Genomic DNA, 20,762 nt, shown 5'->3' with positions numbered 1-20,762 from the left:
TCCCTAACCCTCCCCTGCGTCAGCGGGGGAGGGCCGGGGAGGGGGCCCGTCGCAACCACTCAAGTACGGGAGCGGCTTACTTCGCCGCCCACTTGTTGAAGCGCTCGGTCAGGCGGTCGATGTTCTCCAGCCAGAAGGGAACGCTGATCTCGACCGCGTTCTTCATGTTCTCCGGAGCGGTCGGCAGATCCTTCAGGACGGCCGGGGCCAGCTTGGACGGGGCGTCCTTGTTGGAGGTGCCGTAGGCGATGTTCTCGGACAGCTTCGCCTGGTTCTCCGCCTTGCCGACGAAGTCGAGGAACTTGTAGGCGGCCTCCTTGTTCGGGCTGCCCTTCAGGATCACCCAGCTGTCGATGGTGTAGAGCGCGCCGTTCCACACCATGCCGAAGTTCTTCTTCTCGGCCTTGTTGGCGGCGTCGATGCGGCCGTTGTAGACCGAGGTCATCGCCACCTCGCCCGAGGCCAGGAGCTGCGGCGGCTGGGCGCCGGCCTTCCACCAGACGATGTCGTTCTTGATGGTGTCCAGCTTCTTGAAGGCGCGCTCCAGGCCCTCTTCGGTGCCCAGGACCTTGTAGACGTCCTTCGGCGCGACGCCGTCGGCCATCAGGGCGATCTCCAGGGTCGTCTTGGCGCCCTGGCGCAGGCCGCGCTTGCCCGGATACTTGGTGGTGTCGAAGAAGTCGGCCCAGCTCTTCGGCGCGTCCTTCAGCTTGTCCTTGTCGTAGCCGAGCACGAAGTCGTACACGATCGCGCCGACGCCGCAGGCATCGACGGTCTGCGGCAGGTAGGCCTGCTCGCCGCCGATCTTGCTGAACTCCATCGTCTCGAACAGGCCCTCTTCACAGCCGACGGCCAGCTCCTCGCTCTCCACCTGGACGACGTCCCAGGTCGCCGCACCGCCCTGCACCTTGGCGCGCAGCACGCCGATGCCGCCGTCCCAGGACTCGTCGTTCATCGGGGTGCCGGTCTTCTTGAACGGCTCGAAATAGACCTTCTTCTGGGCTTCCTGATAGGCGCCGCCCCAGGACACGACCGTCAGGTCGCGGGCCTGCGCGGCGGTGGCCAGCGCCACACCGGCGGTGAACGTCGCAAGGAACCCAACTGCCACCTTAAGCTTCGACATCGTCCCCGTTCCTTCATTATGTGTGGTTGCGTCAGGAGGTGGTGCGCGCCCCCGGTCCCCCCTCCCGGAGAGACCGGACGGACGGGTCGCTGCCGATCACACCGGATCGAGCGCCCGGCAGTCCTCGGGGCGGAAGCCGATGGACACGCTCTGGCCGTGGCTGAGACCCGCATGGGCGCCCGGCGGCAGCTTGACCATGAATTCCCCGTTGCCGGCGACCTTCAGCACGGCCAGAGCGTGGTCGCCGAGATAGATGGTGTCCTGCACATGGGCGGGCAGGGCGTTCATGCCGTCCGGGGCCTGCCCGTCGGTAAGGATGCTGATGCGCTCCGGCCGGACCGACAGCGCGGTGGGGGCCCCGGCACCGGCGACGTTGATCGCCTGGGCCACGACCGAACCGCCCGACGCCAGCGCCACCCGGCAGAAGCCCTGTTCGATATTCTCGACGGTGCCGCTCAGAACGTTGTTCTCGCCGATGAAGTTGGCGACGAAGCTGTTGACCGGGCGTTCGTACAGCGCGTCCGGCTTGTCGATCTGCTGCACGATGCCATCGTTGAACACAGCGATGCGGTCCGACATGGTCAGCGCCTCGCTCTGGTCGTGGGTGACGTAGACGACGGTGATGCCCATCGTCTCGTGCAGTTGCTTGATCTCGAGCTGCATGTGCTCGCGCAGCCGCTTGTCCAGCGCGCCCAGCGGTTCGTCCATCAGTACGAGCTGCGGGTTGAAGACCAGCGCGCGGGCCAGCGCCACGCGCTGCTGCTGGCCGCCCGAGAGCTGGCCGGGATGGCGGTGCGCCAGGGTCTCCAGCTTGATCATGCGCAGCGCCGAGCGCACCCGCTCCTTCACCTCCGCCCGCGGCATCTTGCGCACGGTCAGCGGGAAGGCGACGTTCTCCTCGATCGTCAGGTGAGGGAACAGCGCGTAATTCTGGAAAACCATGCCGATGTCGCGCTTGTGCGGCGGCATGTTCTTGATCGGCCGGTCGGCGAGGTAGATCTCGCCATGGGTGGGGACCTCGAAGCCGGCCAGCATCATCAGCGTGGTCGTCTTGCCCGAGCCCGAGGGGCCGAGCAGGGTGACGAACTCGCCCTTCTTGATGTCGAGGTCGAGGTTCTTCACCACGAGGTGTTCGCCGTCATAGGTCTTCTGGACCCCGACGAAGCGCACCAGTGCCTGTGCGGTCGTGACCATGCCGCCGTCCATCATCCTCCCCCCGTCCGAGGTGTCCCGAGCGTGGTCCGGGGCCAGGGTTGCGTTCCCGACACAGGACCTATGCAATGGGTCAGACGGTATACCCGTTTAATAAATTCGACAAGCCCGATGCTCGCATTGTGATCAATTCAACGGTCCGGCATGGGTCTGACGAAATTTTGTGCATCTGCGAAGGCCGTGCACGCGGTTTGAACGGGAGTTTGCTCCTTCCTTGACCGCTTGAAAACCCAGACTTTGGGAGGTTTGGGGTCCGGACCGGCGATTTTCCCCGAGTCGCCGTTCACGCGCCGGGGATGGGTGGAACAAACGGAACGATCCGCTCCACGAGACCGGTGAATTTTTTCACCAGGGGCGAACTTTCGTTGCTCCGTTGGGCCAGTTGCAGGGTGGTGACGGCGTCGGGCGTGTCGAGCGGCCGGTACACCACGCCCTCCAGCGCCACCTGCCGCAACTGACCGGGAAGAATCGACACGCCCAGCCCGGCGGCGATCAGCCCGATGATGGTGAAGGCCTCGCGCGCGTCCTGGGTCACGTTGGGGCGGAATCCGGCGGCGGCGCACAGGGCGAAGACCTGCTCGTGCGTGCTGGTGCCGAAATCGGCAGGGTAGAAGACGAAGGGCTCGTCGCGCAGGGCGGCCAGCGGAACGACCTCCCGCCCGGCCAGCGGATGGTCGGCGCGCATCACCGCCAGCAGCGGCTCCCGCACCACGTCGTGGAAACGGAAGGAGTCGGGCTCAGGGACGAAGCGCGGCTCACGGATGAACCCGACGTCGAGCCGGCGGTCGGCCAGCGCCGTCAACTGCTGCTTGGACGGCAGCTCGACCAGGGTCAGATGCACGTCGGGGTGGGCGCGGCGGTAGGCGTCGATGATCCGCGGGACCATCGGCAGGAAGGGCGCCGCCGCGGTGAAGCCGACGCGCAGCTCGCCGACCTCGCCCTTGGCGGCGCGGCGGGTCAGCACGGCGGCGCGCTCCGCCCGCGCCAGGATCTCCCGCGCCTCGCCCAGCAGGAGCTGGCCGGGCTCGGTCAGCTCGACCCGGCGCTTGGTGCGCTCGAACAGGCGGGCGCCCAGCTCGGCCTCCAGCGCCTGGATCGACTGGCTGAGCGGCGGCTGGCCGATGCCCAGCCGGGCGGCGGCACGGCTGAAATGCAGCTCCTCGGCGACGGCGACGAAATGGCGGAGATGGCGCAGGTCCATGGCATGGTCTTATATGAGGATCATATTAAAGTCCCCTGATAAATGTATTTGAACCATGAAAGCGACCGCGCCATGTTGGGGCGCATCGGACCTAGGGAGATTTCAAACATGGCCGCCAAGACCGGAGCCGCCTCCGCCAAGCTCGCTTCCTTCGCCTGGGAAGACCCGCTGCTCCTCGACGAGCAGCTGACCGAGGACGAGCGGATGATCCGCGACGCCGCGCGCAGCTATTGCCAGGACAAGCTGCTGCCGCGCGTGACCGAGGCCAACCGGCACGAGATCTTCCACCGCGAGATCATGAACGAGATGGGCGAGCTGGGCTTCCTCGGCTCGACGATCGACGGCTACGGCTGCGCCGGCGTCAACTACGTCTCCTACGGTCTGGTCGCCCGCGAGGTCGAGCGGGTGGACAGCGGCTACCGCTCCGCCATGTCGGTGCAGTCCTCGCTGGTCATGCACCCGATCTACGCCTACGGCAGCGAGGCCCAGCGCGAGAAGTACCTGCCGAAGCTCGCCACCGGCGAATGGATCGGCTGCTTCGGCCTGACCGAGCCGGACGCCGGCTCCGACCCCGCCGGCATGAAGACCCGCGCGAAGAAGGTCGCGGACGGCTACATCCTCAGCGGCGCGAAGATGTGGATCACCAACTCGCCGGTCGCCGACGTCTTCGTCGTCTGGGCGAAGACCGACGAGGGCAAGATGAACGGCTTCGTGCTTGAAAAGGGCATGAAGGGCCTGTCGGCGCCGAAGATCGAGGGCAAGTTCTCGCTGCGCGCCTCGGCCACCGGCGAGATCGTCATGGACGAGGTCTTCGTTCCGGAGGAGAACCGCCTGCCGAACATCGAGGGCATCGTCGGCCCGTTCGGCTGCCTGAACCGCGCCCGCTACGGCATCGCCTGGGGCGCCATGGGCGCCGCGGAGTTCTGCTTCCACGCCGCCCGCCAGTACCAGATCGACCGCAAGCAGTTCGGCCGCCCGCTGGCCGCGAACCAGATCCCGCAGCTCAAGCTCGCCAACATGCAGACGGAGATCGCGCTCGGCCTGCAGGCCGCGCTGCAGGTCGGCCGCCTGCTCGACGCGGGCAAGGCCGCGCCGGAGATGATCTCGCTCATCAAGCGCAACAACTGCGGCAAGGCCCTGGAGATCGCCCGCGTCGCCCGTGACATGCACGGCGGCAACGGCATCGCCGACGAGTTCCACGTCATCCGCCACGTGATGAACCTGGAGGCGGTGAACACCTACGAGGGCACGCACGACATCCACGCGCTGATCCTGGGCCGCGCCATCACCGGCATCCAGGCCTTCGCGTGAGGTGATCGTTGAAGCCCTCTCCCCTCTGGGGAGAGGGTGGCCCGAAGGGCCGGTGAGGGGGATGTGCACGGCGGAAGATCCGGTACAAGCAAAACCCCCTCACCCTGACCCTCTCCCCAGGGGGGAGAGGGGAAAACAGTTGAATTTATAGGGATGTAGAGCATGCCCGGCCCGCTTTCCCATGTCCGTGTCCTGGAACTCTCCCGCGTGCTCGCCGGACCGTGGGCGGCGCAGACGCTGGCCGATCTCGGCGCCGACGTCATCAAGGTCGAACGGCCCGGCGCCGGGGACGACACGCGCGCCTGGGGTCCCCCCTGGGCCGGGGAGGAGTCGGCCTATTTCCTCTCCACCAACCGCGGCAAGCGGTCGATCACCATCGACTTCGAGCGCCCGGAGGGCCAGGAGCTGGTGCGCAAGCTGGCCGCCCAGGCCGATGTCGTCATCGAGAACTTCAAGGTCGGCGGGCTGGTCAAGTACGGGCTGGACTATGACAGCCTGAAGGCGATCAATCCGGGCCTCGTCTACTGCTCGATCACCGGATTCGGGCAGGACGGCCCCTACGCCAAGCGCGCCGGCTACGATTTCATGATCCAGGGCATGGGCGGGCTGATGAGCATCACCGGCCAGCCCGACGCCGAGGCGGGCGGCGGTCCGGTCAAGGTCGGCGTCGCGGTCACCGACGTCTTCACCGGCCTCTACGCCACCATCGGCGTGCTCGGCGCGCTGGCCCACCGCGACCGCACGGGGGAGGGGCAGTGGGTGAACCTCGCCCTGCTCGATGTCCAGGTGGCGGTGCTGGCGAACCAGGCGATGAACTATCTGGTCGGCGGCAAGGCGCCGCAGCGGCTGGGCAACGCGCACCCGAACATCGTGCCCTATCAGGCCTTCGCCACGCTGGACGGCCACATCATCCTGGCGGTCGGCAACGACGGTCAGTTCGCCAAGTTCTGTCAGGTCGCCGGGCGTCCGGAGCTGGCGCAGGACCCGCGCTACGCCACCAACCCGGCCCGCGTCGCCAACCGCAAGGAGCTGGTGCCGATCCTGGAGCTGCTGCTGGAGCAGCGGACCAGCCGCGATTGGCTGTCGGCGCTGGAGGCGGTGGGCGTGCCCTGCGGGCCGATCAACGACGTGTCGCAGGTCTTCGCCGACCCCCACGTCCAGGCCCGCCACATCCACCAGGACCTGCCGCACCCGACCGCCGGGTCGGTGCCGACGGTGGCGAGCCCGATCCGCTACTCCGCGACCCCCATCGAGCACACGGTGGCCCCGCCGACGCTCGGCCAGCACACCGACGCCGTGCTGGAGGAGGCCCTGGGCCTATGCGCGGCGGACATCGCCGCCCTGCGGGAGAAGGGCGTGGTCTGAACCGCGCGCGCCCGTCATTTTGCCGCCCCGATTCCATCCCTCCCCCCGCCGCGTGCGGGGGGAGGGATTTTTTGCGTGAACCGAGATGATCGCCTCCAGCACCCCGTCCTCCGCCGCCACCGACACCCGCCTGGGCATCCTTCTGATGCTTCTGGGCATGTCGCTGTTCACCATCAACGACGCGCTCGGCAAGTGGCTGGTCGCCGACTATCCGGTGGCGATGCTGCTGGCCATCCGCAGCCTGTTCGGCGCGATGCTGCTGGCCCCGCTGATCCTGCGCGAGGGGGTGCGGTCGGTCTTCGCGGTGAAGCGGCTGCCGTTGCATCTTCTGCGCGTCGGCTGCGTGGCGGGGGAGGTCGCCTGCTTCTACTGGGCGGTGCGGTCGTTGCCGCTCGCCAACGTCATGACCATCTACATGGCCGCCCCGCTGATCGTCACCGCCCTGTCGGTGCCGCTGCTCGGCGAGAAGGTGGGCTGGCGCCGCTGGGCCGCGGTGGTGGTCGGCTTCGCCGGGGTGGTGATCGTGCTGAACCCGACCGGCCAGTTCGATGTGGTGCCGTCGCTGGTCGCCCTGTTCGGCACGCTGGTCTTCTCCACCGGCCTGATCTCCACCCGGCTCCTGCGCGATTCGAGCAACCTGTCGCTGGTCAGCTTCCAGACCTTTGGCACCGGCCTTCTCGGCAGTGCGGCGCTGCCGCTGGTCTGGGTGCCGCCGCCGGGGCTGGACTTCCTGCTGCTGGGGGCGCTGGGCGTCACGGCGCTGATCGGGCACGCGGCGATGAACCGCTCGCTCCAGCTCAGCCCGGCGGCGGTCGTGGTGCCGTTCCAGTATGTCTCGATCATCTGGGCGGTGGTGCTGGACCTGCTGGTCTGGGGCACGGCGCCGACCCTGCGCATCATCGTGGGCGCGCTGCTCATCATCGGCAGCGGTCTGTTCGTCTTCCACCGCGAGCAGGCGCTGAACCGCGGCGCGGCGGCCGAGGCCAACGCCAGCGGCGGCCCCGGCGCTTAAGAATAGGGCGCCTAGAGCGGGAAGAAGCGCGGCTCCAGCCGGACGGTGACCGGCTCCACCGGGGTCCAGCCGAGGCGCGCGATCACCGCGTTCGATTCCACCGCCCGGCGGCCCGGTCCCAGCGACCATGTGATGTGGTAGTTGCCGCCGCCGGGGCGCTCGGTCGTCCCGGCGATGGCGACGATCAGCGCCTGAACGCCTTCACCGTCGTCGGCCAGCCCGAGGACCGTTCCCCCACGCTCCGTGGGCAGCGGGTGTCCCGCTCTGACGCCATGGGCAAGCGTGACGTGATGGGCGACGGTGTGGGCGTAGCGCGCCGGGAACCGCGCCAGCAAACGGGCGCGCTCGGCCTCCGGCAGCGCCCAGCCAACATACCCTCTGCTCCGACCCATGCGGTCTCCCGGAAGCCCCCCAGCGCCGTTCAGCGGCGCCCACCCCGCAAGATGTCGTCCATAACCTGGTTGGCCTCCGCCGGTCCGGCAATCAGCTCGATCATGCGGATGGCGGTGTAGCCGGTCCGCGCGTCGCCGATGCCGTCGGCCAGCGATTGCCGCGCCGTGCCGGTCAGCGAGGCCGTGGTCTGCTGGGTCACGCTCTTCAGCTCGCCGCGCAGGCCCAGCGTGTCGGCGATGGTCGAGCATTTGCGCAGGGCGCGCGCCTGATTCTCGGCCTGCGCCATCCGCGCCGTGTCGGTGCCGGGGACCAGCGTCTCCACCGCGGCGAGGATTTCGGTGTCCGCGCCGTCGAGCACCTGGGTGCGCACCAGCTCGTGCACCGAGTTCCGGATGATCTTCAGCCGCTGGTCGAAGTCCTTGTTGCGGCTGTGCTCCATGGCGTTGCGCGTGGCCTCCAGGCTGGCAACCAGATCGACCGCGAGGGTGGCGGCGGCCATGCGGTCCACCGTGCCGCCCGAGGCCGAGGCGACGCCGCGCGACCGCTCCTCGATCTGCGCCACCACCGTGCCGCCAAGGTCCAGAAAGAGCGCGGCGCGCTCGCTGGACTTCTGGCCCAGGTCCATGTCCCACAGGCTGCCCAGCAGGATCGACGGGTCGGACAGGCGGGCCGCGGCCAGCAGGATGAACAGCTTCAGTGCCTCCGGCCGCGCGCGGGCGACCTGCCGCCCGATGGCCTGGATGCCGTCCAGATGGTCCTTGTGCAGCTTCTGGATCGGCTTGGGCGACAGAACGGCCTTCAACTCGGCCACCGGCTGGGCGACGGTCAGGATGCGGGCGATGTCCTCGATGGTGCGGACCCGGTCGGGGTTCAGGCGCAGCCCGAGATCGTCGGCGAAGCGCCCTGTTTCCGTCTGCTCCCGGATGTCGGCCACGGCGGCGGCGGCCATGGACCAGAAGGCGCGGGCCTTCTCCGCCTGCTGGACGCCGCCCGGAGCTCCACCCAGAGCGGCATCGACGCCACGCAGCCGCTCCTTGCCGATCTGCCCCTCGACCAGCGGCCAGAGGGCGTTGACCACCCCGCGGTCCAGCTTGTTCAGGGGGGCGGGCTGGTCGCCGCCGGGAAGTTGGAACAGATCCTCGAACGGCTCGCAGAACAGCCGCTTGAAGGTCGCGCGCCTCCTGGGCCTCACCTCCGCCAGACGCGGGCGGATCAGCGAGAAGGTGTGCTGCACCTCGGGATGGTCGCCGATCTGCTGCAGCAGTTCGACCACCTGCCGGAACCGGGCCTCGTCGATGTCCAGAAGCTTGGTGCCGAGGCTGAGGAGGGCTTTGGGGTCCGTGGTCATGGTCAGGCCGCCTTCCCCTTGATCGCCTCGATCCGCATCACGAGGTCCGTGTCGAGCTGGCCGCTGCGCCAATCCACATAGGCGCGCACCGTGCGGCGGTTCGCGGCCAGCAGCCCGTCGGCCAGCAACGCATGGTCGGACTTCTCCTCGTCCCTGGGCAGCAGGGGCAGCACGCGGAACAGCTCGTGCACGGTCATGTCCTGTTCGTGCTTGCTCCGGCTCTGCGCCTCCGCCCAGCTCGTCATGATGAAGTCCCAGCCGTCGAGCAGCCAGGACAGCCGGGTGGTCGACTTGCGCACCAGCGTGCGCTTGGTCTCCCACTGGCGCAGCAGCAGTTCGAAGGCCGCGACCGACTGGTCGAGCTGGTTCACCACGTTGCGGACCTGATTGAGCGTGTGCTCCGCCACCTCGGCGCAGAAGGTGCCGATGGGGGCGGTTTCCGACACGCTGCCGTTCGCCCAATCGGTCATGCTGTCGCGGAACTGGAGCAGGTCGCGCGCCAGACGGCGCAGCCGCGCCGGCTTCGGCGACGTGGCGATGCCCACCGGCTCCATGAAGGTCGCCAGCTCGGCCACCCGCGCGTACAGCTCGGTCGGTTCCAGGGCGAGACTCTTCGCCGCCTTGGTCATGTAGCTGCGGGTCAGCTGCTCGCCCTTCTCGGAGCCGAGACCGGCGCGCAGGATGTCCGTCGACTCCAGCCCGACCGCCTTCAGCACCTCGACGATGAGCTGGTAGTTGATGAGCAGCCGCTGCTCGTCCTCGTCGCGGAGTGCCGCCTCCGCCGCCTCCACGGCCAGCGGCCCGGCGAGGCCGCAGCGTGCCGCCTGGAGCACCGCCTTGCGGATGTCGTCCGGCGAGCAGCCGTCCGCCTTGCGGATCAGGTCCTGCAACATGCGGTCGTGGACGGTCATCGGGAAGGCGAGCGGCAGGCCCTTCCACGGCACCACATAAACGCCGTGCCCGTCCGACAGGTTGGGGATCAGAACCTCCAGCTTGTCCCGGTCATCCTTGCGCACCCGCGTCTGCGCCAGCACCGGGGTGGTGAAGGCCACGGCGGCGCCGCGCTCCTCGAAGGTGGAGGGAGCAAAATTTGTAAGTGAACGCATGGTTCTCGGGTCGGGAGGGAAGTGGAAAGCCGCGCGGTACCACCCCTAGCCTGATTCGCTCAATTTTTCGTTAAATCCGCACAAGATTGGCCTCGTCTCTGCCCTTTGGAGGTAAGGCGTCACACCGCCGGTCATTTGCCCGTTATTCAGCCAGAGGGTGCGGTGCAGGCAGACAGGGGGGCGCGGCGGATGGCCGTGGTGAAGTGGATCGGCTACGGCCTTTTGGGGCTGGTGGTGACCGTGGCGGCGGGCATCGGCATCGCTCTGGCCGTCTTCGACTGGAACGACGCCCGCGGCTTCATCGCCCGGCAGGCGTCGAAGGCGCTGAACCGCGAGGTCGCCATCGACGGCGATCTCAACGTCCGGTTGGGGAACCCGCTGCGCATCCGCGTCGAGGGGCTTCGGGTCGCCAACGCGGAATGGAGCGACGACAAGACGATGGCGGAACTGCGGGTTCTGGACCTTCAGCTTCGCCCCTGGCCGCTGCTGCGCGGTGACTTCGAATTCCCGGAAATCCGCCTGTCGGGTCCCAAGCTGATTCTGGAGAAGAACCGCGAGGGCGCCGCCAACTGGAATTTCGGCGGGCCGGACCCGCGCAAGGAAGCGGCGAAGGAGACGGTGAAGCCGGAAGACCGCACCGATCTGCCGATCATCGAGACGCTGGTGGTCGAGGAGGGGCGTATGCGCTTCCGCGACCCGATCCGCAAGATCGACATCGACAGCGGCATCAACACGGCGGTCGGCGGCAACGGCGACCAGGAGGTCCGGCTGGACGGCAAGGGCGACTTCGCCGGCAAGCCCTTCACCCTGACGGCGGCGGGCGGCTCGCTGGAGTACCTGCGCGACGATCCCAAACCCTATCCCCTGCGCGTCGAGACCGCCATCGGCAAGACCCGGGGCAAGATCGAGGGCTCCATCGCCGAACCGGTGAAGCTTCAAGGGGTGGACCTGTCGGTGGAACTGCGCGGCGACGATCTGGCCGACGTCTTCCCGATCCTGGGCATTCCCGTTCCGACGACGCGGCCCTACGCCATCTCCGGCCATCTCGGGCGCGAGGGCGACGTCTGGCGGTTCGAGGGGATGAACGGCAAGGTCGGCGAGAGCGACCTGTCCGGTCGGGTGGCGGTGGACCTGGGCGGCGAGCGCCCCCGGATCACCGGCGACCTGACCTCGCGCAAGCTGGCGGCGATTGATCTGGCGGGCTTCATCGGCGCTTCGCCGGAAGGCCGCGGCGACTACCCGACCAAGGGGCGGGAGCGGATCATCCCGGCCACCGAGGTCCCTCTGGAGAAGCTGCGCACCGCCGACATGGACGTGAAATTCCGCGGCGAACATGTGGAGGCGCCCTTCTCCACATTGGACGACCTCGACGCCCGGGCGAAGCTGGAGAACGGGCGGCTGGTGCTGGACCCGCTGTCGCTCGGCGTCGGCGGCGGGCGGATCGCCGGGACGGCGATGCTCGACGGCGGGCGCAAGACCCCGGCGCTGGACGTGAATCTGGACGTCCGGCAGATCAAGCTGGCCCGGCTGTTCCGCGAGACGGCCTTCGCGCAGGAGATGGGCGGCACGGCCAGCGGGCGCATCCAGCTCAAGGGGCAGGGGAGCACGGTCGCCAACATCCTGGGCGCCTCCGACGGCAAGCTTGGCGTCGCGGTGGACGGCGGGCGGATCACCAGCTACGCGGTCAAGGGGCTGAAGACCAACATCCTGGAGACGCTGGGCGTCGTCCTGTCCGGCGACAAGCCCTTGCCCTTCAACTGCCTGGTCGCCGACGTGACGGTGAAGAACGGGCTGGTGGAAAGCCGCGCGCTGGTGCTCGACACGCCGGAAACGCTGGTGACGGCGGACGGCACGATCAACCTGCGCAGCGAGGCGGTGGACATGACCGTGCTGGGGCGTGCCAAGAGCCCGCAGATCTTCGCCACCCATGTTCCGGTCCATGTCCGCGGCACGCTGGGGGCGCCGGACATCGGGGTGAACGCCACGGAATCGGCGGCCCGCGGCGCCGCGGCGGTGGCGCTGGGCGTCCTGCTGACTCCGCTGGCGAGCGTCCTGCCTTTTCTTGACCCAGGCAGTGACGAGCAGCCACACTGCGGTGAACTTGTCCGGAACGCCCGGTCGCCGTCGAACGCCAACACCGGCTCCAGCGGGGCCGGCAAGGGGCGCGACGCGGCTCCCTCGGGCTCCCCGTCGGGCAAATCGCAGTAACGACGCACCAACAATTCCCCAAAAAGGGCTGCATGACGCTCGACCAGGGACTCGCCTTCGGCATCATCGGCGCGGTGATCGCGCTGCTGATCTGGGACAAGCTGCGCTACGATCTCGTCGCCATGCTGGCGCTGCTGGCGGCGGTGGCCGTCGGGATCGTCAAGCCAAAGGACGCTTTCGCCGGCTTTTCCGACGACATCGTCATCATCGTCGGCTCCGCGCTGGTGGTCAGCGCCGCGGTCGGCCGCTCCGGCATCGTCGAGGAGGTGATGCGCCCCCTCAGCGCCCGCATGAAGACCGTGCCGGCGCAGATCATCGTGCTGACCGGGGCGGTGACCCTGCTGTCCGCGGTGGTCAAGAACATCGGGGCGCTGGCCATCTTCATGCCCATCGCCATGCAGGTGGCCCGGCGCAACGGCACGAAGGTGTCGTCGCTGCTGATGCCGATGGCCTTCGGCTCGCTGCTCGGCGGGCTGATGACTCTGGTGGGCACCTCCCCCAACATCATCGTCAGCCGCCTGCGCAACGAGATGGTCGGCGAACCCTTCGGCATGTTCGACTTCACGCCGGTCGGCCTGACCATCGCGGTGGCGGGGGTGGCCTTCCTGACGGTCGGCTACCGCCTGCTGCCCACGGGACGCCAAGCGGCCACGGGGAGCGCCGGAGGCTTCTCCATCGACGACTACACGGCGGAGGCGCTGCTGCCGGAGAAGTCGCCCTTCGTCGGCAAGACGGTGGCCGACCTGGAGGCCTACGGCGAGGGCGACGTGACGGTGGCGGCGATCATCCGCGGGCGGCACCGCCGCCACATCCCGTCCGGCCATTGGGTTCTGCTGGCGGGCGACGTGCTGGTTCTGGAGGCCGACACCCAGGCTCTGGGCGACCTCGTGAAGCACGCCGGCCTGGAGCTGATGCACGAGAAGAAGCTGGAGGGGGTGGAGAGCGACGAGGATCTGGCGGTCCTCGAAGCGGTGGTGGAGCCGCGCTCCCCCCTGATCGGCAGCAACGTGGAGGATGTCGAGCTGCGCGAGCGCTACGGCGCCAACCTGCTGGCGCTCAGCCGGCGCGGCCGGCCGATCCGCCAGCGGCTGCGCCGCGTCCGCTTCCAGCCGGGCGATCTGGTGGTGCTTCAGGCGCGGGCGGCCGGGCTGTCGGACACGCTGAACGAACTCGGTTGCCTGCCGCTGGCGGAGCGCAACCTGTCCATCGGGCGGCGGCGCAAGCGGCGGATCGCGCTGGCCGTGATGGCGGTGACCATCGGGCTGGTGGCGACCAGCCTCGTCCCGGTGACTCTGGCCTTCTTCGGCGCCGCGGTCGCCATGACGGCGCTGCGGGTGATCACGCTGAAGGAGGCCTACGAGTCGATCGAGTGGCCGATTCTGGTGCTGCTGGGCGCCCTGATCCCGGTCAGCGAGGCGTTGCGCACCACCGGCGGGACCGAGCTGATCGCCGGCTGGCTGTCCGTCGCCGCGCAGGGGCTGCCGCCCGTCGGGGCGCTGGCCCTGATGCTGGTGGCGGCGATGGCGGTGACGCCCTTCCTGAACAACGCGGCCACCGTTCTGGTGATGGCCCCCATTGCGGCCAGCCTCGCCAACCATTTGGGCCTGCGGCCCGACGCCTTCCTGATGGCGGTGGCCGTGGGGGCGGGCTGCGACTTCCTCACCCCCATCGGGCACCAGTGCAACACGCTGGTCATGGGGCCGGGCGGCTATCGCTTCAGCGACTACGCGCGCCTCGGCCTGCCGCTGTCGCTGATCGTCATCGTGCTGGGCACGACGGCGATCGCGCTGTTCTGGCCCCTGATGCCGCGGTAGACCCGGGCGTCCGTCCCAGACGGGTCAATCCCAGGCGGGCGCCAGACCGTCCGGGCTGACGATCCGCCCGTCGGGCCGGGCGAGGCCGTGGATGGCCGCCATGTCCGCCTCCGACAGCGCGAAGTCGAAGACGGCGAGGTTCTCGGCGGCGCGCTTTTCGCCGACCGTCTTCGACAGGGCGATCACCCCCTCCTGCTGGACCAGCCAGCGCAGGACCACCTGGGCGGGGCTCTTGCCCAGCCGGGCGGCGATGTCCGTCAGCACCGGGTCCTTGAAGACCTTGCCGTCGGCCATGGCGTAATAGGCGGTGACCGACTGGCCGTGGCGGCGGGCCGCCTCCAGCATCACCGACTGGTCGAGATAGGGGTGGTATTCGATCTGGTTGGTCACGATCGGCGCCTTGCTGAGGCGCACGGACTCGTCCAGCAGCTTGCGGTTGAAATTGCTGACGCCGATGTGGCGGGTCTTGCCGGCGGCCCGGACGGCGTTCAGCGCCTCGATCTGCTCGGCGAGCGGAACGGCCTCGTTCGGCCAGTGGAGCAGCAGCAGATCCACGCAATCGGTCCGCAGCTTCGCCAGGCTCTCGTCCACCGAACGGCGGAAGTCCTCGGCCTTGTAGTTGCTGACCCAGACCTTGGTGGTCAGGAAGACCTCCCCGCGCGGCAGGCCGGACGCCTTGATGGCCTCGCCGACCTCGCCCTCGTTGCCGTAGATCTGGGCGGTGTCGATGTGGCGGAAGCCGAGCTTCAGAACCTCCGGCACCATGCGCAGGACATCGGGGCCGCTCATGCGGAAGGTGCCGAAGCCGAGGGCGGGGATGGAGGCGCCGTTGGCGGTGACGGTGTGCATTGGTCTCGATCCTCTCGAATGCTGAGTTTTTCTCAGTGTATCAGGCCGGCCGGGTATCACGCGGGCTGGGCGACGGCGGCGTTGCGGCGTCCGTCCTTGCGGTCGAGCGCGCCGCTGAGCAGGGTCAGCGCCAGTCCACCCAGGACGAACAGCCCACCCACCCACGGTGTTGCCGCGAGGCCGAGCGCGCTGTCCACCACCCGCCCGCCGAAGAAGGCGCCGGCGGCGATGCCCAGGTTGAAGGCGGCGATGTTCAGGGCCGACGCGACGTCCACCGCGCCCGGCGCGTGGCGCTGCGCCAGCTGCACGACGTAGAGCTGGAGCCCCGGCACGTTGGCGAAGGCCAGCGCGCCCATGCCGGCCAGCGTCACCAGCGCCGGGACCGGGCTGGAGGCGGTGAAGGTGAAGACGATCAGAACGGCGGCCTGGAGGGCGAACAGCCACGCCAGCGCGCGAACCGGGTTGCGGTTGGCGAGCTTGCCGCCCACCATGTTGCCGACCGCGATGGCCGCGCCGTAGAGCACCAGGACGAGGCTGACCGTGCCGCTGGAGAAGCCGGTGATCGTCTCCAGGATCGGCGCCAGATAGGTGAAGGCGACGAAGGTCCCGCCATAGCCCAGCGCCGTGATGGCGAAGGCCAGCAGCAGGCGCGGCTTGGCCAGCACGCGGACCTGCGTGCCCAGCCCGGCGGCGGGCGGCTGGCTGAGCTTTGCCGGGACCAGCGCGGCCACACCCAGCGCGCCGATCACGCCCAGCGCGGAAACCGCCAGGAAGGTGGCGCGCCAGCCGAAATGCTGGCCGATCCAGGTGCCCATCGGCACGCCGGTGACGATGGCGATGGTCAGGCCGGAGAACATCATGGCGATGGCCGAGGCCCGCTTGTCCTCGGGCACCAGATCGGCGGCGATGGTCGCGCCGACCGAGAAGAAGACCCCGTGCGCGAAGGCGCTGAGCACGCGGGCGGCCAGCAGCGTCTCGTAATTGGGGCTGACCCCGGCCAGCAGGTTGCCGGCGATGAAGAGGCCCATGAGGCCGAGCAGCAGCGGCTTGCGCCGCAGCCGGCCGGTCAGCGCGGTCAGGACCGGGGCGCCGACGGTGACGCCCAGGGCGTAGACGCTGACCACCAGGCCGGCCATCGGCAGGCTGACGTTGAGGTCGGTGGCGACGGTCGGCAGCAGGCCGACGATGACGAACTCGGTCGTCCCGATGGCATAGGCGCTGATCGCCAGCGCCAGCAGTGCGAGTGGCATGACTGAAGGCTCCATCCATGCGAGCTGTGCAGGACGCATCAGATGGGCCAAAAATCCGGGATGCGGAATGCCGTCCGTTTTCGCATGATCGTGTCATTGAATGACAAGATGGGCGAAAGGGCGCACCCGATGAGCGACAGCCGGGCCTGGGACATGAGGGTCTTCCTGCGCGTCGCGGCGCTGGGCAGCTTCAGCGCCGCGGGGCGCGAGGTCGGGATGACCCCGTCCTCCACCGCCAAGCTGGTGACCCGGCTGGAGGAGCGGCTCGGCGTGCGGCTGATTGAGCGCTCCACCCGCCGGCTGCGCCTGACCGCGGAGGGTGAACTGTACCGCGAGCGGGCCGCGAGCCTGCTCTCCGAGCTCGACGCCATGGAGGCGGAGGTGGCGGGCGGCGCCCGCTCGCCCACCGGCCTGATCCGCATCAGCGTGTCGGTGCCCTTCGGGCGGCATTGCCTGCTGCCGCTGCTGCCCGACTTCACGCGGGCCTATCCCGGCATCCGTCTGGACCTGACCCTGACCGACGAGGTGGTGGACCTCTACGCGGCGCGGACCGACGTGGCCTTCCGCGCCGGGCGGCTGTCCGACTCGACCCTGCTGGCGGTGCGGCTGGGCGACGTGCGGCGGCGCATCGTGGCCTCGCCGGACTATCTGGAGCGCATGGGCCGGCCGGAGAGCGCCGCCGACCTGGAGAGTCACGACTGCCTGGGCTTCAACTTCCGCCGCGCCGCCGCGGTCTGGCCGCTGAAGTCCGGCGGGCGGCTGGTCGACCGCGAGATCGACACGCGCATCGTCGCCAACAACGGCGAGACGGTGCGCCATATGGCCCTGCTCGGCCTCGGGCTGGCCCGGCTGGCCGAATACCACATCCGCGCCGACCTCGCCGAGGGGCGGCTGGTCAGCGTGCTCGACGACGTGCTGGTCGACCGCGAGGAAATCCACGCCGTCTACACCGGGCGGGAACGGGTGCCGCACCGGGTCCGCGCCTTCCTCGACCACATGACGCCGCGGATGCGCGCATGCCTGCAATGACCGAGCGGCGGGGTGGGGCGCCTTGCCGAAATTAGATAGCAAAGCTATTAAATAGGTATGCAATCGAATAGTCCGTCCACCCCCGTCCCGGACTTTCCGTCCAACTTCGGCATCCACCTGTTCCGCGCCGCCCATCTGTGGCGGCGGGAAGCGAACAAGGTGCTGGCGGAAAGCGGCTTTTCCTCCTCCGTCATCTCGCCGCTGATGCTTCTGAACGAACTCGGCGACGGGATGCGCCAGCGCGAGCTGGCCGAGGAGATGGGGGTGGAGGGGCCGTCGCTGGTCCGGCTGCTCGACAGCCTGGAGGCCGCGAAGCTGGTCGAGCGCCGGGAGGCCCCGGACGACCGGCGGGCCAAGACGCTGCATCTGACGGACCAGGGCCGAGAGCTGCTGGCCCGCGTGAACGCCGCGCTGAACGACGTGCGGCGGCGCCTGCTCGACGGCGCCTCCGGCCCGGAGATCGCCGGCGCGGTGCGCGTCATGGCGTCGATCGAGTCGAACGCCCGAGCCATGAAGGGCTGACGGCGGTTCTACACAGCAGCGCGTCCCGCAGCGGCGGGATACGGAACGATCGCTCCCGGCCGCGCCGGTGGAGCGCAAGGACGAACCACGGTGAAACTCTTCTCCCTCCTCATTCGGATCACGGTCACGCTCGCCGTCACGCTGGGCGCCGTCGGCGGCGGCTGGTGGCTGTGGGACTACTACATGAACCAGCCCTGGACCCGCGACGGGCGGGTGCGGGCCGACGTGGTGCAGGTGTCCTCCGACGTCGCCGGTCTGGTGACCGAGGTGCGGGTCATCGACAACCAGGCGGTCCGCAAGGGCGACGTCCTGTTCGTCGTCGATCCCAGCCGCTACCGCCTCGCCGTCGATCAGGCCGAGGCCAACCTGGAAAGCGCGCGCGCCGAGCTGTCCTTCCGCAAGGCCGAGGCCGACCGCTACGCGCAACTCGGCAACAACGTCGTCTCCACCGCCCAGCGGCAGGAGGTCGCCTCCGCCCAGGCGAAGGCGGCCGCCGCCGCCCGCCAGATGGAGGCGGCGCTCGACCTCGCCCGCTTCAACCTGGAGCGGACCGAGGTGCGGGCGACGGTGGACGGCTTCGTCACCAACCTCCAGCTCAAGGCCGGCAACTACGTGACGGCGGGCCAGCCGGTGGTCGCGGTGATCGACCGCCATTCCTTCTACGTCGTCGGCTATTTCGAGGAAACCAAGCTGCCGCGCATCCGCGTCGGCGACCCGGTCCGCGTCACCATCATGGGCGAGCCCGAGCGGCTGACCGGCCGGGTGGACAGCGTGACCCACGCCATCGTCGACCGCGACCGCACCGAAGGAACCGGCCTGCTGCCCAACGTCAACCCGACCTTCAACTGGGTCCGTCTGGCCCAGCGCATCCCCGTGCGCGTCGCGCTGGAGCGGGTGCCCGACCCCCGCGACCTCGTCGCCGGGCGCACCGTGACCGTCGAGGTGGTGCGGGAGACCGAGCCGGGGGCGCCCGCCAAGCGGGTGGCCGGGCAATGAGGACGCCCGCCCTGAAACTGGTCTCGCTGAACGAGGCGCTGTTCTCGGTCAAGGCCTTCGCGGCGGCCATGGCGGCGCTCTACATCGCCTTCTCCATGGGGCTGCCGCGGCCCTTCTGGGCGATGGCGACCGCCTACATCGTCTCCGGCCCGCTGTCGGGCGCGGTGCGGTCGAAAGCGGTCTTCCGCGTCGCCGGGACGGCGCTGGGCTGCGCCGGGGCCATCGCCCTGGTGCCGGCGCTCGCCGATTCGCCGGAGCTGCTGACCCTGGCCCTGGGGCTGTGGGTGGCGGTCTGCCTGTTCATCTCGCTGCTCGACCGCACGCCGCGCAGCTATCTCTTCATGCTGGCCGGCTACACCATCGGGCTGATCGGCTTCCCCGCGGTGACCGACCCGTCGACCATCTTCGACACCGGTCTGGCCCGCGTCGAGGAGATCCTGATCGGCATCCTCTGCGCCACCGTGGTGCACAGCGTGGTCTTCCCGCAGAGCGTCGGGCCGGCGCTGCTGGGACGGCTGGACGCCACGCTGCGCGACGCGGAGCGCTGGACGCGCGAGGCCCTGTCGCGCGAGACGGCGCCGGAGGGCGCGGCCAACGCGCAGGAGCGCCAGAAGCTGGCCCGCGACATCACCGAACTGCGCGTCATGGCGACCCATCTGCCCTACGACACGTCGGAGGTCCGCTGGATGACGCGGGCGGTGCGGGCGATGCAGGACCGCATGGCCTATCTGCTGCCGCTGACCGCGGGCATCGAGGACCGGCTGGACGCCCTGCGCGGCCAACTGCCCGCCGAGGTCTCCGCCCTGCTGGCCGATCTCGACCGCTGGGTGGGCAGCGAATCAGCCGGCGGTGATGATGAGGAGGGCGCCGCCGACCGCCTGCGCGCCGAGATCGCCCGGCTGTCCCCGGCCGTCGGCGCGGACACCGGCTGGAAGGAGGCGACGCTTCTCAATCTGCTGACCCGGCTGCGCTCGCTGGTGGACATCCACCAGGACTGCCGCGACCTGCGGGCGCACATCCGCGACGGCAAGAGCAGCCTGCCGGAGCGTCTCGACCCGCTGACCCGCCGCCGCTCGCGCGACGTCTTCCATCTCGACGCCGGCATGGCGCTGTGGTCGGGCTTCGCGGCGTTGCTTGGGATCGCGGTGGTCTGCGCCTTCTGGATCGGCACCGGCTGGTCGTCGGGATCGGCAGCGGCGATGATGACGGCGGTCTTCTGCTGCTTCTTCGCCTCGCTGGACGATCCCGCGCCGGGCATCCGCCTGTTCCTGGTCTTCACCCTGCTGTCGGTGCCGCTGGCCGCCTTCTACCTGCTGGTCGTGCTGCCGTCCTTCGACAGCTTCCCCATGCTGGTGCTGGGCCTCGCCCCGACCTTCCTGGCGCTGGGCGTCTTCGTGGCGCGGCCGGCGACCATGGGCAAGGCGATGGCCCTGCTGATGGGGGTGGTCGGCTCGCTCAGCCTGCTCGACCTCGGGACGGGGGATTTCGCCTCCTTCCTCAACAGCACCGTCGCGCAGGTGGTGGGCATCGCCACGGCGCTGCTGGTCACCCAGCTCTGCCGCTCGGTCGGTGCGGCGTGGAGCGCCCGACGCCTGCTCCGCGCCGGCTGGAGCGAGATCGCGGCGATGACCGCCGCCCGCTCCGGCATTCCGGTGGGCAGCTTCGAGAGCCGGATGCTCGACCGGGTGGGGCTGCTCTCCTCCCGTCTGGCGCTGGCCGGTCCGCAGCAGGATCTGGCGGCGGCGGACGCGGTCAACGACCTGCGGGTCGGGCTGAACGTGGCGGAGCTTCAGCGCGCCCGCCGCGCGCTGGGCGGCCCGGCGGCGCCCCATGTGGCGCGGCTGCTGGGCGCGGTGGGGCAGCATTTCCGCGGCCTGTCCCGCCGCCGCCTCGGCACGCCCCCGGTGGAGGTCCTGCCGATGATGGACGCCGCTTTGTCCAACCTGTCGGCCGAGCCGCGGTCGGCGGAGCGTGACCGCGCGGTGATCGCGCTGGCGGGGCTGCGCCGCGCGCTGTTCCCCCA

The 20,762-nt window shown here is 69.4% G+C and carries 17 protein-coding genes; 9 read left to right on the top strand and 8 right to left on the bottom strand.

Features of this window, described 5'->3' with window-relative positions:
* Positions 1-76: 76 nt before the first annotated feature.
* From GBZ26_RS13390 to GBZ26_RS13380, 3 genes are all read right to left on the bottom strand, one after another.
* Positions 77-1,123 carry an ABC transporter substrate-binding protein gene (locus GBZ26_RS13390; protein WP_174439264.1) on the bottom strand — a complete coding sequence of 349 codons (1,047 nt, stop codon included), beginning with the start codon at positions 1,121-1,123 and terminating at the stop codon, positions 77-79.
* A 96-nt stretch (positions 1,124-1,219) separates the two neighbouring features.
* Positions 1,220-2,317 (bottom strand): ABC transporter ATP-binding protein, encoded by a 1,098-nt coding sequence (locus GBZ26_RS13385; protein ID WP_246653855.1) that lies wholly within the window; start codon positions 2,315-2,317, stop codon positions 1,220-1,222.
* 301 nt (positions 2,318-2,618) lie between these two features.
* Complete coding sequence (locus tag GBZ26_RS13380; RefSeq protein WP_174439263.1) at positions 2,619-3,536, bottom strand: LysR substrate-binding domain-containing protein; 918 nt, start codon at positions 3,534-3,536, stop codon at positions 2,619-2,621.
* A gap of 108 nt (positions 3,537-3,644) precedes the next feature.
* On the opposite strand from GBZ26_RS13380, the gene GBZ26_RS13375 reads away from it, so the two are divergent.
* From GBZ26_RS13375 to GBZ26_RS13365, 3 genes are all read left to right on the top strand, one after another.
* Positions 3,645-4,847, top strand: a complete 1,203-nt coding sequence (locus GBZ26_RS13375; RefSeq protein ID WP_174439262.1) for an acyl-CoA dehydrogenase — start codon at positions 3,645-3,647, stop codon at positions 4,845-4,847.
* 162 nt (positions 4,848-5,009) lie between these two features.
* Entirely contained in the window at positions 5,010-6,212 is a 1,203-nt protein-coding gene (locus GBZ26_RS13370) for a CaiB/BaiF CoA transferase family protein (protein ID WP_174439261.1), read from the top strand.
* Positions 6,213-6,297: 85 nt separating this feature from the next.
* The gene (locus tag GBZ26_RS13365; protein ID WP_174439260.1) at positions 6,298-7,224 is read left to right on the top strand and encodes a DMT family transporter; all 927 of its coding nucleotides are present in this window, start codon (positions 6,298-6,300) and stop codon (positions 7,222-7,224) included.
* Positions 7,225-7,235: 11 nt separating this feature from the next.
* Here the strand turns inward: GBZ26_RS13365 and GBZ26_RS13360 are convergent, their stop codons facing one another.
* Genes GBZ26_RS13360 through GBZ26_RS13350 form a run of 3 tightly spaced genes read right to left on the bottom strand, consistent with a single transcriptional unit; the run spans position 7,236 to position 10,071 of the window.
* Entirely contained in the window at positions 7,236-7,616 is a 381-nt protein-coding gene (locus GBZ26_RS13360; protein WP_174439259.1) for a hypothetical protein, read from the bottom strand.
* A gap of 29 nt (positions 7,617-7,645) precedes the next feature.
* The gene (locus tag GBZ26_RS13355; RefSeq protein ID WP_174439258.1) at positions 7,646-8,965 is read right to left on the bottom strand and encodes a hypothetical protein; all 1,320 of its coding nucleotides are present in this window, start codon (positions 8,963-8,965) and stop codon (positions 7,646-7,648) included.
* Positions 8,966-8,967: 2 nt separating this feature from the next.
* Positions 8,968-10,071 (bottom strand): hypothetical protein, encoded by a 1,104-nt coding sequence (locus GBZ26_RS13350; RefSeq protein WP_174439257.1) that lies wholly within the window; start codon positions 10,069-10,071, stop codon positions 8,968-8,970.
* 162 nt (positions 10,072-10,233) lie between these two features.
* On the opposite strand from GBZ26_RS13350, the gene GBZ26_RS13345 reads away from it, so the two are divergent.
* Entirely contained in the window at positions 10,234-12,279 is a 2,046-nt protein-coding gene (locus GBZ26_RS13345; RefSeq protein WP_343207256.1) for an AsmA family protein, read from the top strand.
* A 32-nt stretch (positions 12,280-12,311) separates the two neighbouring features.
* Positions 12,312-14,093 carry an SLC13 family permease gene (locus GBZ26_RS13340; protein ID WP_174439256.1) on the top strand — a complete coding sequence of 594 codons (1,782 nt, stop codon included), beginning with the start codon at positions 12,312-12,314 and terminating at the stop codon, positions 14,091-14,093.
* A 24-nt stretch (positions 14,094-14,117) separates the two neighbouring features.
* On the opposite strand, the gene GBZ26_RS13335 is transcribed toward GBZ26_RS13340, so the two are convergent.
* Complete coding sequence (locus GBZ26_RS13335; RefSeq protein WP_174439255.1) at positions 14,118-14,942, bottom strand: aldo/keto reductase; 825 nt, start codon at positions 14,940-14,942, stop codon at positions 14,118-14,120.
* A 56-nt stretch (positions 14,943-14,998) separates the two neighbouring features.
* On the bottom strand, positions 14,999-16,192 hold the full coding sequence (locus tag GBZ26_RS13330; protein WP_174439254.1) for an MFS transporter: 1,194 nt from the start codon (positions 16,190-16,192) through the stop codon (positions 14,999-15,001).
* A gap of 129 nt (positions 16,193-16,321) precedes the next feature.
* Here GBZ26_RS13330 and GBZ26_RS13325 point away from each other — a divergent pair, with 129 nt between their 5' ends.
* From GBZ26_RS13325 to GBZ26_RS13310, 4 genes are all read left to right on the top strand, one after another.
* The gene (locus GBZ26_RS13325) at positions 16,322-17,221 is read left to right on the top strand and encodes a LysR family transcriptional regulator (protein WP_174439253.1); all 900 of its coding nucleotides are present in this window, start codon (positions 16,322-16,324) and stop codon (positions 17,219-17,221) included.
* 57 nt (positions 17,222-17,278) lie between these two features.
* Complete coding sequence (locus GBZ26_RS13320; RefSeq protein ID WP_174439252.1) at positions 17,279-17,743, top strand: MarR family winged helix-turn-helix transcriptional regulator; 465 nt, start codon at positions 17,279-17,281, stop codon at positions 17,741-17,743.
* A gap of 90 nt (positions 17,744-17,833) precedes the next feature.
* Positions 17,834-18,739 carry an efflux RND transporter periplasmic adaptor subunit gene (locus GBZ26_RS13315; RefSeq protein WP_174439251.1) on the top strand — a complete coding sequence of 302 codons (906 nt, stop codon included), beginning with the start codon at positions 17,834-17,836 and terminating at the stop codon, positions 18,737-18,739.
* Positions 18,736-20,762: FUSC family protein (locus GBZ26_RS13310; protein ID WP_174439250.1), on the top strand; the 2,027-nt coding region annotated here is incomplete at its 3' end. The genes GBZ26_RS13315 and GBZ26_RS13310, both read left to right, overlap by 4 nt.

The organism is Azospirillum formosense (genome assembly GCF_013340925.1).
Classification (GTDB): Bacteria; Pseudomonadota; Alphaproteobacteria; order Azospirillales; family Azospirillaceae; genus Azospirillum; species Azospirillum formosense.
This window is presented reverse-complemented; position numbering and strand designations above follow the sequence as displayed.

What these genes read in the sequence shown, in the direction of transcription:
- GBZ26_RS13320 (WP_174439252.1), top strand. Translation starts at nt 17,279, where the DNA reads ATGCAATCGAATAGTCCGTCCACCCCCGTCCCGGACTTTCCGTCCAAC.
- GBZ26_RS13385 (WP_246653855.1), bottom strand. Translation starts at nt 2,317, where the DNA reads ATGGTCACGACCGCACAGGCACTGGTGCGCTTCGTCGGGGTCCAGAAG.
- GBZ26_RS13365 (WP_174439260.1), top strand. Translation starts at nt 6,298, where the DNA reads ATGATCGCCTCCAGCACCCCGTCCTCCGCCGCCACCGACACCCGCCTG.
- GBZ26_RS13375 (WP_174439262.1), top strand. Translation starts at nt 3,645, where the DNA reads ATGGCCGCCAAGACCGGAGCCGCCTCCGCCAAGCTCGCTTCCTTCGCC.
- GBZ26_RS13360 (WP_174439259.1), bottom strand. Translation starts at nt 7,616, where the DNA reads ATGGGTCGGAGCAGAGGGTATGTTGGCTGGGCGCTGCCGGAGGCCGAG.
- GBZ26_RS13325 (WP_174439253.1), top strand. Translation starts at nt 16,322, where the DNA reads ATGAGCGACAGCCGGGCCTGGGACATGAGGGTCTTCCTGCGCGTCGCG.
- GBZ26_RS13335 (WP_174439255.1), bottom strand. Translation starts at nt 14,942, where the DNA reads ATGCACACCGTCACCGCCAACGGCGCCTCCATCCCCGCCCTCGGCTTC.
- GBZ26_RS13340 (WP_174439256.1), top strand. Translation starts at nt 12,312, where the DNA reads ATGACGCTCGACCAGGGACTCGCCTTCGGCATCATCGGCGCGGTGATC.
- GBZ26_RS13355 (WP_174439258.1), bottom strand. Translation starts at nt 8,965, where the DNA reads ATGACCACGGACCCCAAAGCCCTCCTCAGCCTCGGCACCAAGCTTCTG.
- GBZ26_RS13380 (WP_174439263.1), bottom strand. Translation starts at nt 3,536, where the DNA reads ATGGACCTGCGCCATCTCCGCCATTTCGTCGCCGTCGCCGAGGAGCTG.
- GBZ26_RS13370 (WP_174439261.1), top strand. Translation starts at nt 5,010, where the DNA reads ATGCCCGGCCCGCTTTCCCATGTCCGTGTCCTGGAACTCTCCCGCGTG.
- GBZ26_RS13330 (WP_174439254.1), bottom strand. Translation starts at nt 16,192, where the DNA reads ATGCCACTCGCACTGCTGGCGCTGGCGATCAGCGCCTATGCCATCGGG.
- GBZ26_RS13390 (WP_174439264.1), bottom strand. Translation starts at nt 1,123, where the DNA reads ATGTCGAAGCTTAAGGTGGCAGTTGGGTTCCTTGCGACGTTCACCGCC.
- GBZ26_RS13350 (WP_174439257.1), bottom strand. Translation starts at nt 10,071, where the DNA reads ATGCGTTCACTTACAAATTTTGCTCCCTCCACCTTCGAGGAGCGCGGC.